General features: G+C 69.1%; 11 protein-coding genes. All 11 read left to right on the plus strand.

The genetic code is table 11. The features are described 5' to 3' along the window. Nucleotides 1-6: 6 nt before the first annotated feature. From ABTY98_RS30890 to nuoL, 11 genes are read left to right on the plus strand one after another with little or no spacing between them, the layout of a single operon-like run. Entirely contained in the window at nt 7-561 is a 555-nt protein-coding gene (locus tag ABTY98_RS30890; protein WP_351740869.1) for a NuoB/complex I 20 kDa subunit family protein, read from the plus strand. Continuing rightward, nucleotides 558-1,301 carry an NADH-quinone oxidoreductase subunit C gene (locus tag ABTY98_RS30895; RefSeq protein ID WP_352224349.1) on the plus strand — a complete coding sequence of 248 codons (744 nt, stop codon included), beginning with the start codon at nt 558-560 and terminating at the stop codon, nt 1,299-1,301. Before ABTY98_RS30890 ends, ABTY98_RS30895 begins: the two co-directional genes overlap by 4 nt. After that, complete coding sequence (locus ABTY98_RS30900) at nt 1,298-2,638, plus strand: NADH-quinone oxidoreductase subunit D (protein WP_352224350.1); 1,341 nt, start codon at nt 1,298-1,300, stop codon at nt 2,636-2,638. Before ABTY98_RS30895 ends, ABTY98_RS30900 begins: the two co-directional genes overlap by 4 nt. Then, nucleotides 2,635-3,504 carry an NADH-quinone oxidoreductase subunit NuoE gene (gene nuoE / locus ABTY98_RS30905; protein WP_352224351.1) on the plus strand — a complete coding sequence of 290 codons (870 nt, stop codon included), beginning with the start codon at nt 2,635-2,637 and terminating at the stop codon, nt 3,502-3,504. Before ABTY98_RS30900 ends, nuoE begins: the two co-directional genes overlap by 4 nt. Then, entirely contained in the window at nt 3,504-4,850 is a 1,347-nt protein-coding gene (gene nuoF / locus ABTY98_RS30910; RefSeq protein ID WP_471501116.1) for an NADH-quinone oxidoreductase subunit NuoF, read from the plus strand. The genes nuoE and nuoF overlap by 1 nt, the downstream gene beginning before the upstream one ends. Then, nucleotides 4,847-7,348, plus strand: coding sequence for an NADH-quinone oxidoreductase subunit G (locus ABTY98_RS30915; protein ID WP_352224353.1), 2,502 nt, complete (start codon nt 4,847-4,849; stop codon nt 7,346-7,348). Before nuoF ends, ABTY98_RS30915 begins: the two co-directional genes overlap by 4 nt. After that, the gene (gene nuoH / locus ABTY98_RS30920) at nt 7,345-8,712 is read left to right on the plus strand and encodes an NADH-quinone oxidoreductase subunit NuoH (RefSeq protein ID WP_352224354.1); all 1,368 of its coding nucleotides are present in this window, start codon (nt 7,345-7,347) and stop codon (nt 8,710-8,712) included. Before ABTY98_RS30915 ends, nuoH begins: the two co-directional genes overlap by 4 nt. Further along, complete coding sequence (nuoI, locus tag ABTY98_RS30925) at nt 8,705-9,334, plus strand: NADH-quinone oxidoreductase subunit NuoI (RefSeq protein WP_352224355.1); 630 nt, start codon at nt 8,705-8,707, stop codon at nt 9,332-9,334. The genes nuoH and nuoI overlap by 8 nt, the downstream gene beginning before the upstream one ends. Next, a complete protein-coding gene (locus tag ABTY98_RS30930) occupies nt 9,334-10,176 on the plus strand; it encodes an NADH-quinone oxidoreductase subunit J (RefSeq protein ID WP_352224427.1) in 843 nt (280 codons plus the stop codon). The genes nuoI and ABTY98_RS30930 overlap by 1 nt, the downstream gene beginning before the upstream one ends. Further along, nucleotides 10,173-10,472, plus strand: coding sequence for an NADH-quinone oxidoreductase subunit NuoK (gene nuoK, locus ABTY98_RS30935; RefSeq protein ID WP_046726439.1), 300 nt, complete (start codon nt 10,173-10,175; stop codon nt 10,470-10,472). The genes ABTY98_RS30930 and nuoK overlap by 4 nt, the downstream gene beginning before the upstream one ends. A 14-nt stretch (nt 10,473-10,486) precedes the next feature. Further along, a complete protein-coding gene (gene nuoL / locus ABTY98_RS30940) occupies nt 10,487-12,433 on the plus strand; it encodes an NADH-quinone oxidoreductase subunit L (protein ID WP_352224356.1) in 1,947 nt (648 codons plus the stop codon). Nucleotides 12,434-12,437: the final 4 nt, after the last annotated feature.

Below are 12,437 nucleotides of genomic sequence, written 5' to 3' on the forward strand. Positions count from 1 at the left end.
TAAGTCATGGGACTCGAAGAAAAGCTGCCGAGCGGTTTCCTGCTGACCACCGTCGAGCAGGCCGCGGGCTGGGTGCGCAAGGCGTCCGTCTTCCCCGCCACCTTCGGCCTCGCCTGCTGCGCCTTCGAAATGATGACGGCGGGAGCGGGCCGGTACGACCTCGCACGGTTCGGCATGGAGGTCTTCCGCGGCTCACCGCGCCAGGCCGACCTGATGATCGTCGCCGGCCGGGTCAGCCAGAAGATGGCGCCCGTCCTGCGGCAGGTCTACGACCAGATGCCCAACCCCAAGTGGGTGATCTCCATGGGCGTCTGCGCCTCCTCGGGCGGCATGTTCAACAACTACGCCATCGTCCAGGGCGTCGACCACATCGTCCCGGTCGACATCTACCTGCCCGGCTGCCCGCCCCGCCCCGAGATGCTGATGGACGCGATCCTCAAGCTCCACCAGAAGATCCAGAGCTCCAAGCTCGGCGTCAACGCGAAGGAAGCGGCCCGCGAGGCGGAGGAGGCGGCGCTCAAGGCCCTGCCCACGATCGAGATGAAGGGGCTGCTGCGGTGAGCGACGCGAACGGCCACAATGGGGTCAACCCCGAGAAGGACCTGGCCGCCGACAACCTCCCCGGCCAGCGCGGCCAGGGCGGCGAGGAGATCCGCGTCCAGCGCGGCATGTTCGGCGCCGACAACGGCGGCGACACATCCGGCTACGGCGGTCTGGTCCGCTCGGTCCGGCTCCCGGGACCGGCGACCCGCCCGTACGGCGGCTGGTTCGACGAGGTCGCCGACGAGCTGGAGGGCGCCCTGGAGGAGCAGGGGCTGCTGCCCGGCAACGCCATCGAGAAGACGGTCGTCGACCGCGGCGAACTCACCTTCCACATCGAACGCGAGCACCTGCTGCGCGTCGCCCGCACCCTGCGCGACGACCCCGCGCTCCGTTTCGAGCTGTGCACCGGTGTCAGCGGTGTCCACTACCTGCACGACAAGGGCCGCGAGCTGCACGCCGTCTACCACCTGCGCTCGATCACCCACAACCGGCTGATCCGCCTCGAGGTCAGCGCCCCGGACGCCGACCCGAACATCCCGTCCCTGGTCTCCGTGTATCCGACCAACGACTGGCACGAACGGGAGACCTACGACTTCTTCGGGATCGTCTTCGACGGTCACCCGGCCCTGACCCGGATCCTCATGCCGGACGACTGGCAGGGCCATCCGCAGCGCAAGGACTACCCCCTCGGCGGCATCCCCGTCGAGTACAAGGGCGCCCAGATCCCGGCTCCGGACCAGCGGAGGTCGTACTCGTGAGCACACAGTCAGCATCCGCCGCGTCGGCCGCCTCGGCGCGCGAGACCACCGAGGGCACCGTATACACGGTCACCGGTGGCGACTGGGACGAGATCGTCCAGTCCGCGGCCCGCGCCGACGACGAACGCATCGTCGTCAACATGGGTCCTCAGCACCCCTCCACCCATGGGGTGCTCCGGCTGATCCTGGAGATCGACGGCGAGACCGTCACCGAGACCCGCTGCGGCGTCGGCTATCTGCACACCGGCATCGAGAAGAACCTCGAGTACCGCACCTGGACGCAGGGCTCCGCCTTCGTCACGCGCATGGACTACCTGACGTCCTTCTTCAACGAGACCGCCTATTGTCTCGCCGTCGAGAATCTCCTCGGCATCGAGGACCAGGTCCCCGACCGCGCCACGATCATCCGGGTGCTCCTGATGGAGCTGAACCGGATGTCCTCGCACCTGGTCGCCATCGCCACCGGCGGCATGGAGCTGGGCGCCACCACGATCATGATCTACGGATTCCGTGATCGTGAAATGATTCTCGACCTCTTCGAACTGATCACCGGTCTGCGGATGAACCACGCGTACGTCCGCCCCGGCGGACTCGCCCAGGACCTGCCGCCCGGCGCGGTGGACCAGATCCGCGAGTTCATCAAGAAGATGCGGAAGAACCTCCCCGAGTACGACAAGCTCGCCACCGGGAACCCCGTCTTCAAGGGCCGTATGCAGGGCATCGGCTACCTCGACCTGGCCGGCTGCATGGCCCTCGGCGCCACCGGCCCCATCCTGCGCGCCACCGGCCTGCCGCACGACCTGCGCAAGTCCCAGCCCTACTGCGGCTACGAGAACTACGACTTCGATGTCGCCGTCGCCGAGACCTGCGACGCCTACGGCCGCTTCCTGATCCGCCTGGAGGAGATGCGCCAGTCGCTCAGGATCGTCGAGCAGTGCCTGGACCGGCTCCAGCCCGGACCGGTCATGGTCGCCGACAAGAAGATCGCCTGGCCCGCCCAGCTCGCCCTGGGACCGGACGGACTCGGCAACTCCCTCGACCACATCAAGAAGATCATGGGCACCTCCATGGAGGCCCTGATCCACCACTTCAAGCTGGTCACCGAGGGCTTCCGGGTCCCGCCCGGACAGGTCTACACGGCCATCGAGTCACCCAAGGGCGAACTCGGGGCGCACGTCGTCTCCGACGGCGGCACCCGCCCCTACCGGGTCCACTTCCGTGACCCGTCCTTCGCCAACCTGCAGGCCATCGCGGCGATGTGTGAGGGCGGCCAGGTGGCCGACGTCATCGTCGTCATCGCGTCCATCGACCCGGTACTGGGAGGCGTCGACCGGTGAACACCTCTTCTTCGGAGCGGGGCGTCAGCCTGGGCATGCCCGAGCTGCCCGCGCCCGCCTATCCGGACGACGTCCGGGCCCGACTGGAGACGGACGCGCGCGACATCGTCGCGCGCTACCCCGACTCCCGGTCCGCCCTGCTGCCGTTGCTGCATCTCGTGCAGTCGGAGGAGGGACACGTCACGCGCACCGGGATGCAGTTCTGCGCCGACGTGCTGGAGCTGACCACGGCGGAGGTCACCGCGGTCGCCACCTTCTACACCATGTACCGGCGTAAGCCCTCCGGCGACTACCAGGTGGGCGTCTGCACCAACACACTGTGCGCGGTGATGGGCGGCGACGCCATCTTCGAGACCCTCCAGGAGCACCTGGGCATCGGCAACGGCGAGACCACCGACGACGGCAGGGTCACCCTGGAGCACATCGAGTGCAACGCGGCCTGCGACTTCGCGCCGGTCGTGATGGTCAACTGGGAGTTCTTCGACAACCAGACCCCGGCGAGCGCCAGGCGCCTGGCCGACGACCTGCGCGCGGGCCGGGACGTCGAGCCCACGCGCGGGGCCCGGCTGTGCACCTTCAAGGAGACCGCGCGGATCCTGGCCGGCTTCCCCGACGAGCGGCCTGGGGCCGTCGAGGAGAGCGGGAGCGCGGGACCCGCGTCGCTGGTGGGCCTCCACCTGGCAAGGGGAGAGGCCGCCCCCGCGCGCGTGGTCCATCCGCGCGGCGGTCCGCAGGAGGAGACGCAGGACCGGACGGTGCACGAGCCGTCGCCGGCCGAGCACCTCAGTTCCCATGACGCGCCGCAGGAGACCTCGGCCTCCGACCCGTCGCACCCGGCAGGGCCTGTCGCCGAGGAGGGGGAGTGATGACGGTGGTACCCGATCTCAAGGACACCAGCCCCGAGAAGCTGCTCGCACCCGTGCTGTCGGCCTTCTGGGACGAGGACCGGTCCTGGACGCTGGACGTCTACCGAAGGCACGAAGGATACGAGGGGCTCCGCAAGGCGCTCGCCATGTCACCGGACGACCTGATCGCCTACGTGAAGGAGTCCGGGCTGCGCGGCCGTGGCGGCGCGGGATTCCCGACCGGGATGAAGTGGCAGTTCATTCCACAGGGAGACGGCAAACCGCACTATCTAGTTGTCAACGCCGACGAATCGGAGCCCGGGACCTGCAAGGACATCCCGCTCCTGTTCGCGAACCCGCACAGCCTCATCGAGGGCATCGTGATCGCGTGCTATGCCATCCGGTCGTCGCATGCCTTCATCTATCTGCGTGGTGAAGTCGTCCCCGTCCTGCGGCGGTTGCACGAGGCCGTGCGCGAGGCCTACGCGGCCGGCTACCTCGGCGAGAACATCCTCGGCAGCGGTCTCGACCTGAACCTCACCGTGCACGCCGGTGCCGGCGCGTACATCTGCGGTGAGGAGACCGCACTGCTCGACTCGCTCGAAGGCCGCCGTGGTCAACCGCGGCTGCGTCCCCCCTTCCCTGCTGTCGAAGGGCTCTATGCCTGCCCGACTGTTGTGAACAACGTCGAGTCCATCGCCTCGGTTCCCGCCATCCTGCAAAACGGCAAGGAATGGTTCAGGTCGATGGGGAGTGAGAAGTCGCCCGGCTTCACGCTCTACTCCCTGAGCGGCCATGTCGCCAGCCCCGGCCAGTACGAGGCACCGCTCGGCATCACCCTGCGCCAACTCCTCGACATGAGCGGCGGCATGCGCACCGGCCACCGCCTGAAGTTCTGGACACCGGGCGGCTCCTCGACGCCCATGTTCACCGACGAGCACCTCGACGTCCCTCTCGACTACGAAGGAGTGGGGGCCGCCGGTTCCATGCTCGGCACCAAGGCCCTCCAGTGCTTCGACGAGACCACCTGCGTCGTGCGTGCCGTCACCCGCTGGACCGAGTTCTACGCACACGAGTCCTGCGGCAAGTGCACCCCGTGCCGCGAAGGCACCTACTGGCTGGTGCAGTTGCTGCGCGACATCGAGGCCGGCAAGGGCGTGATGTCCGACCTCGACAAGCTGAACGACATCGCCGACAACATCAACGGCAAGTCCTTCTGCGCCCTCGGCGACGGCGCCGCATCACCGATCTTCTCCTCGCTGAAGTACTTCCGCGAGGAGTACGAACAGCACATCACGGGCCGGGGCTGCCCCTTCGACCCGGCCAAGTCGACGGCCTGGGCGGACCGCCCGGAGGTGAACGCATGACCGTGACCACGAGTTCCCCCTCCTCGGGGGGAACGGCGGTCCCTCCGCAGGACCTCGTCACGCTGACGATCGACGGCGTCGAGATCAGCGTGCCCAAGGGCACCCTGGTCATCCGCGCCGCCGAACAACTCGGCATCGAGATCCCGCGCTTCTGCGACCACCCCCTGCTGGACCCGGCCGGCGCCTGCCGCCAGTGCATCGTCGAGGTCGAGGGCCAGCGCAAGCCCATGGCGTCCTGCACGATCACCTGTACCGACGGCATGGTGGTGAAGACCCATCTCACCTCCCCGGTCGCCGAGAAGGCCCAGCACGGGGTGATGGAGCTGCTGCTCATCAACCACCCGCTGGACTGCCCGGTCTGTGACAAGGGCGGCGAGTGCCCGCTGCAGAACCAGGCGATGTCCCACGGCAACGCCGAGTCCCGCTTCCACGGCAAGAAGCGCACCTACGAGAAGCCCGTCCCGATCTCCACCCAGGTGCTCCTCGACCGCGAGCGCTGCGTGCTGTGCGCCCGCTGCACCCGGTTCTCCAACCAGGTCGCCGGCGACCCGATGATCGAGCTCCTGGAACGCGGCGCGCTGCAGCAGGTCGGCATCGGCGAGGGCGACCCGTTCGAGTCGTACTTCTCCGGCAACACCATCCAGATCTGCCCGGTGGGCGCACTGACCTCGGCGGCGTATCGCTTCCGCTCCCGCCCCTTCGACCTGATCTCCTCGCCGTCCGTGTGCGAGCACTGTGCGGGCGGCTGCGCCACCCGCACCGACCACCGGCGCGGCAAGGTCATGCGGCGGCTCGCCGCCAACGACCCCGAGGTCAACGAGGAGTGGATCTGCGACAAGGGACGCTTCGCGTTCCGCTACGCACAGCAGAAGGACCGCCTGGAGACCCCGCTGGTCCGCAACGGCCAGGGCGTACTCGAACCCGCCTCCTGGCCGGAGGCGCTCGACGCGGCCGCCAAGGGACTGGCCGCCGCCCGCTCCCGGGCCGGCGTCCTCACCGGCGGCAGGCTCACCGTCGAGGACGCCTACGCCTACAGCAAGTTCGCGCGCGTGGCGCTCGACACCAACGACATCGACTTCCGCGCGCGCGTGCACAGCAGCGAGGAGGCCGACTTCCTGGCAGCCCGGATCGCCGGCCGCGGCCGCGACCTCGACGGTACGGGCGTCACCTACACCTCGCTGGAGCAGGCACCCGCGGTCCTGCTGGTCGGTTTCGAGTCGGAGGAGGAGGCGCCCGGCGTCTTCCTGCGGCTGCGCAAGGCCTGGCGCAAGCACAAGCAGAAGGTGTTCTCGCTCGCCACGCACGCCACGCGCGGCCTGGAGAAGACCGGCGGCACGCTTCTGCCGGCCGCACCCGGCACCGAGACCGAATGGCTGGACGCGCTCGCGAGCGGCGTCGGCCTGGAGGAGCCCGGTACACAGGCCGCCGAGGCACTGCGCAGCGAGGGCGCGGTGATCGTCGTAGGTGAACGGCTGGCGTCGGTCGTCGGCGGTCTGACCGCCGCCGTACGGGCCGCCACCGCCACCGGCGCACAGCTGGTGTGGATCCCGCGCCGGGCCGGGGAGCGCGGCGCGATCGAGGCGGGCGCGCTGCCGTCGCTGCTGCCGGGCGGCCGCCCGGCCACCGACCCACGCGCGCGTGACGAGGTCGCTGCCGCCTGGGGTGTGTCCGAACTCCCGCTCGGCTACGGCCGCGACACCGGCCAGATCGTCGAGGCCGCCGCCCGCGGTGAACTCTCCGCCCTGCTGGTCGCCGGCGTCGAGGTCACCGACCTGCCCGACCCGGCACGCGCGCGTGCGGCACTCGAAGCCGTCGGCTTCCTGGTCTCGCTGGAGCTGCGGCCCAGCGAGGTCACCGAGCGCGCCGACGTGGTCCTCCCGGTCGCCGCCGTCGCCGAGAAGGCCGGCACCTTCCTCAACTGGGAGGGCCGGGTGCGGTTCTTCGAGGCCGCGCTCAAGCCCGAGCAGCTGACCCGGCGGCTCGCGCCCACCGACGCGCGCGTGCTGCAGATGCTCGCCGACGCCATGGACGTCCACCTCGGCCTGCCCGACCTGCGCACCACGCGCGCGGAACTCGACCGGCTCGGCGCCTGGGACGGCCCGAAGGCCTCCGAACCGCTGGAGACGGCGGGACCGCTGCCACGGCCGGCGGCCGGGGAGGCCGTGCTCGCCGGCCACCGGCTCCTCCTCGACCTAGGCGTCCTCCAGGAAGGCGACGAGGCCCTCGCCGGCACCCGGCACGCCGCCCACGCACGCCTGTCCGCCGCGACCGCCGCCGAGGCCGGCATCGACAACGGCGACCTCGTCGCCGTCACCTCGGGCGCCGGCACCGTCGAACTCCCGCTCAAGATCACCGAGATGCCCGACCGCGTGGTCTGGCTCCCGCTGAACTCCGCGGGCGGCGGCGTCGCCTCCGACACCGGGGCGCTGCCCGGCGCCCTGGTCCGTATCGGCCCGGCGGCCACCGCCGGTGAGGCCCCCAAGGAGGTGGAGGCATGAACCCGTACCTCGCTGCTGAAGACCTCTCCATGTTCGGCCGCGACCCCTGGTGGCTGGTCGTCATCAAGGCGGTCTTCTGCTTCGCCTTCCTGATGGTGACCGTGCTGATCTCCATCGTCATGGAGCGCAAGGTCATCGCCTGGATGCAGCTGCGCATCGGCCCCAACCGGCACGGCCCCTGGGGCATGCTCCAGTCGCTCGCCGACGGCGTGAAGCTGATGCTCAAGGAAGACGTCATCGTCAAACGCGCGGACAAGGCCGTCTACATCCTCGCGCCGATCGTCGCGGCCATCCCGGCGTTCATGGCCATCGCGGTCATCCCGTTCGGCCCGGCCGACAACGAGGTCTCCGTCTTCGGCCACCGCACCACGATGCAGCTCACCGACCTGCCGATCGCGATGCTCTACATCCTCGCGGTCGCCTCCGTCGGCATCTACGGCATCGTCCTCGCCGGCTGGAGCTCCGGATCCACCTACCCGCTCCTCGGCGGCCTGCGCTCCTGCGCCCAGATGATCTCCTACGAGATCGCCATGGGCGCCGCGTTCGCCTCGGTGTTCCTGTACTCGGGCTCCATGTCGACGTCCACGATCGTCGCCCAGCAGCACGACCGCTGGTACATCCTGCTGCTGCCGGTCTCGTTCATCCTCTACGTCGTCACCATGGTCGGCGAGACCAACCGCGCCCCCTTCGACATGCCGGAGTCCGAGGGCGACCTCGTCGGCGGCTTCAACACCGAGTACTCGTCGATCAAGTTCGCGATGTTCATGCTCGCCGAGTACGTCAACATGGTGACGGTCTCCGCCGTGTCGGCCACCCTGTTCCTGGGCGGCTGGCGCGCCCCCTGGCCGATCAGCACCGTCTGGGCGGGTGCCAACCACGGCTGGTGGCCGCTGCTCTGGTTCGTCGCCAAGGTCGTGCTGCTGCTGTTCGTCTTCGTCTGGCTGCGCGCCAGCCTCCCGCGCGTGCGCTACGACCAGCTGATGAAGCTCGGCTGGAAGGTCCTCATCCCGGTCTCGGTCGTCTGGCTGATGCTCGTCGCCACCGTACGGACCCTCCGCAACGAGAACTACGGCTTCGCCGACATCGCCCTCTACGTCGGCGGCGGAGTCCTCGCCCTGCTGCTCCTGTCCTTCGTCGTCGACATGTTCCGCGACAAGGGCGGCAAGGAGGCCGCGCAGCCCACCGCGGAACCGGTCGCGTTCGACCCGATGGCAGGCGGATTCCCCGTACCGCCGCTGCCCGGACAGGAGCTGCCGCCGGTGCCCCGGCGCAGCCCGCGCCGGGAACGGGAGCTGATTGTCAGTGGCGGACCGGACACTGACAGTGACGGACCTACGGATGGAAAGGAGGCGTCCGATGGCTGAGGAGCCCAAGGAGACCGAGCCCGGTTTCCTGAACCCCGTGGCCGGCTTCGGCGTGACCTTCAAGGCCATGTTCAAGAAGCGGCTGACCGAGCAGTACCCCGAGCAGAAGAAGACCACGGCCCCGCGGTTCCACGGACGGCACCAGCTCAACCGCCATCCGGACGGCCTGGAGAAGTGCGTCGGCTGCGAACTGTGCGCCTGGGCCTGCCCCGCCGACGCCATCTACGTCGAGGGCGCCGACAACACCGACGAGGAGCGCTACTCGCCGGGCGAGCGCTACGGCCGCGTCTACCAGATCAACTACGCCCGCTGCATCCTGTGCGGCCTGTGCATCGAGGCGTGCCCCACGCGCGCGCTCACGATGACCAACGAGTTCGAACTGGCCGACACCAGCCGCGCCAACCTCATCTACACCAAGGAACAGCTGCTCGCCGGCCTCGAGGACGGCATGGTCGACACCCCGCACGCGATCTTCCCCGGTACCGACGAACAGGACTACTACCGGGGCCTGGTGACCGAGGCCGCGCCCGGGACCGTACAGCAGGTGGCCGTCTCCAAGGGCGAGCCGCATCCGTCGGCCGGCCCTTCGGGCGCGGCCAAGGACGAGGAGGTGGACGCATGATGGGCCCACAGCTCGCCGCATACGCCACCTCCACCGGCGAGGCCTTCCAGTTCTGGGTCCTCGGCACCGTCGCCGTGATCGGCGCCCTGGGCACCGTCTTCATGAAGCGGGCCGTGCACAGCGCTCTCTGCCTCGCCGGCACCATGATCGTCCTGGCGGTGTTCTACCTCGCCAACGGCGCCTACTTCCTGGGCGTCGTGCAGATCGTCGTCTACACCGGCGCGATCATGATGCTGTTCCTCTTCGTGGTGATGCTGGTCGGCGTGACCGCCGCCGACTCCCTGACCGAGACCATCAAGGGCCAGCGCTGGCTGGCCCTTCTCTGCGGTGTCGGCTTCGGAGTCCTGCTGTTCGAGGGCATCGCCAACGCCTCCCTGAAGGACTTCGCCGGCACCGGCCAGGCCAACGCCAACGGCAATGTGGAGGGCCTCGCCGCCCTCATCTTCACCAAGTACGTCTTCGCGTTCGAAATCACCGGCGCCCTGCTCATCACCGCGGCCGTCGGCGCCATGGTGCTCACCCACCGCGAGCGCACCGAGCGCGCCAAGACCCAGCGCGAGCAGTCCGAACAGCGCGTCCGCGAGGGCAAGCACGTACCGCCGCTGCCGGCGCCCGGCGTCTACGCCCGGCACAACGCCGTCGACATCGCCGGTCTGCTGCCCGACGGCACCCCGTCCGAGCTCACGGTCAACAAGACGCTGCGCGACCGCGGCCAGATCCGTGACGTGTCCGCGGAGGCCCTCAACGATCTGCGGGCCCTGGAACAGCGCGCCGAGGAACGGCTGGAGCGGACCCCGATCGAGCCGGAGAACCTCAAGCGGCCCGAGGAGGCGTCGAAGTGAACCCGGTCTACTACCTCTATCTCGCCGCCCTGTTGTTCACGATCGGCGCCACCGGTGTGCTGATCAGACGGAACGCGATCGTCGTCTTCATGTGCATCGAGCTGATGCTCAACGCCTGCAACCTCGCGTTCGTCGTCTTCTCCCGGATGCACGGCAATCTCGACGGCCAGATCATCGCCTTCTTCACGATGGTCGTCGCCGCCGCGGAGGTCGTGGTCGGGCTCGCGATCATCGTGTCGCTGTTCCGTACCCGCCACTCGGCCTCGGTCGACGACGCCAGCCTGATGAAGCTGTAAGGGGTCGCTGAATCGTGGAGAACCTGATTGCGCTGCTGATCGCGGCGCCGCTGCTCGGAGCGGCCGTCCTCCTGGTCGGCGGCCGCCGCCTGGACGCCGTCGGCCACTGGATCGGCACACTCCTGTCGACGACCTCCTTCGTGTTCGGCGTGATCCTCTTCGCCGATCTGCTGGGCAAGGACCCCGAACACCGCACCCTGATGCAGCACCTGTTCAGCTGGGTGCCGGTGGCCGGTTTCCAGGCGGACGTCACCTTCCGCCTCGACCAGCTGTCGATGACGTTCGTCCTGCTGATCACCGGCGTCGGCTCGCTCATCCACCTGTACTCGGTCGGGTACATGGAGCACGACGAGCGCCGCCGCCGCTTCTTCGGCTACCTCAACCTGTTCCTCGCGGCGATGCTGCTGCTCGTCCTCGCCGACAACTACCTGCTGCTGTACGTCGGCTGGGAGGGCGTCGGCCTCGCCTCCTACCTGCTGATCGGCTTCTGGCAGCACAAGCCCAGCGCGGCCACCGCGGCGAAGAAGGCCTTCCTGGTCAACCGGGTCGGCGACATGGGCCTGTCGATCGCGATCATGCTGATGTTCACGACGTTCGGCACGTTCGCCTTCGGCCCCGTCCTCGACCACGCGACCGACGCCTCCGAGGGCAGGCTCACCGCGATCGGCCTGATGCTGCTGCTCGCCGCCTGCGGCAAGTCCGCCCAGGTACCGCTGCAGTCCTGGCTCGGGGACGCCATGGAGGGCCCGACCCCGGTCTCGGCCCTCATCCACGCGGCGACCATGGTGACCGCCGGCGTCTACCTGATCGTCCGCTCCGGAGCGATCTTCAACGCCGCCCCCGACGCCCAGTTGGTCGTCACCGTCGTAGGCGCCGTCACGCTCCTGTTCGGTGCGATCGTCGGTTGCGCGAAGGACGACATCAAGAAGGCCCTCGCCGGCTCGACCATGTCGCAGATCGGCTACATGGTGCTCGCCGCCGGCCTCGGCCCGATCGGCTACGTCTTCGCGATCATGCACCTGGTGACACACGGCTTCTTCAAGGCCGGGCTGTTCCTCGGCGCCGGTTCCGTCATGCACGGCATGAACGACGAGGTCGACATGCGCAAGTACGGCGGCCTGCGCAAGTACATGCCGATCACCTTCATCACCTTCGGCCTCGGCTACCTCGCGATCATCGGCTTCCCGGGCCTGTCCGGCTTCTTCTCCAAAGACAAGATCATCGAAGCGGCGTTCGCCAAGGGCGGCACCGAGGGCTGGGTCCTCGGCGCCTGCGCCCTCCTCGGCGCAGCCATCACCGCGTTCTACATGACACGCGTGATGCTGATGACGTTCTTCGGCGAGGAACGCTGGCGCAACCAGCCCACCCGGTCCCCGCAGGCGCCCAGCGCCGAGCCCGCCGCCGAACACCGCGGCGAGCACGCGGAACCGCACCCGCACGAGTCCCCGAAGGTCATGACGATTCCGATGATCGTCCTGGCGATCGGCTCGGTCTTCGGCGGCGCGTTCTTCAGCATCGGCGACCGCTTCCTGCACTGGCTGGAGCCGGTCACCGGCCACAGCGAGGGCAACTCCCCGCTCAGCGCGGCCACCGTCACCGGCGCCACCATGGTCTGCCTGATCATCGGCGTCGGCATCGCCTACCTGCAGTACGGCCGCCGCGCCGTCCCCGCCGTCGCCCCGCGCGGTTCGCTGCTCACCCGCGCGGCCCGCCGCGACCTCCTCCAGGACGACTTCAACCACGTCGTCCTGGTGCGCGGCGGCGAACACCTCACCCGCTCCCTCGTCTACGTCGACCACACCCTGGTCGACGGGGTCGTCAACGGCACGGCGGCGGGCTTCGGCGGGCTCTCCGGCCGGCTGCGCAAGCTCCAGAACGGCTACGCGCGCTCGTACGCGGTCTCGATGTTCGGCGGCGCAGCCCTCCTGGTCGCCGCGACCCTGCTGATGAGGGCGGTCTGATACC

This window comes from Streptomyces sp. NPDC096040 (genome assembly GCF_040303265.1).
Classification (GTDB): domain Bacteria; phylum Actinomycetota; class Actinomycetes; order Streptomycetales; family Streptomycetaceae; genus Streptomyces.

What these genes read in the sequence shown, in the direction of transcription:
- nuoI (WP_352224355.1), top strand. Translation starts at nt 8,705, where the DNA reads ATGGCTGAGGAGCCCAAGGAGACCGAGCCCGGTTTCCTGAACCCCGTG.
- nuoF (WP_471501116.1), top strand. Translation starts at nt 3,504, where the DNA reads ATGACGGTGGTACCCGATCTCAAGGACACCAGCCCCGAGAAGCTGCTC.
- nuoH (WP_352224354.1), top strand. Translation starts at nt 7,345, where the DNA reads ATGAACCCGTACCTCGCTGCTGAAGACCTCTCCATGTTCGGCCGCGAC.
- ABTY98_RS30930 (WP_352224427.1), top strand. Translation starts at nt 9,334, where the DNA reads ATGGGCCCACAGCTCGCCGCATACGCCACCTCCACCGGCGAGGCCTTC.
- ABTY98_RS30890 (WP_351740869.1), top strand. Translation starts at nt 7, where the DNA reads ATGGGACTCGAAGAAAAGCTGCCGAGCGGTTTCCTGCTGACCACCGTC.
- ABTY98_RS30915 (WP_352224353.1), top strand. Translation starts at nt 4,847, where the DNA reads ATGACCGTGACCACGAGTTCCCCCTCCTCGGGGGGAACGGCGGTCCCT.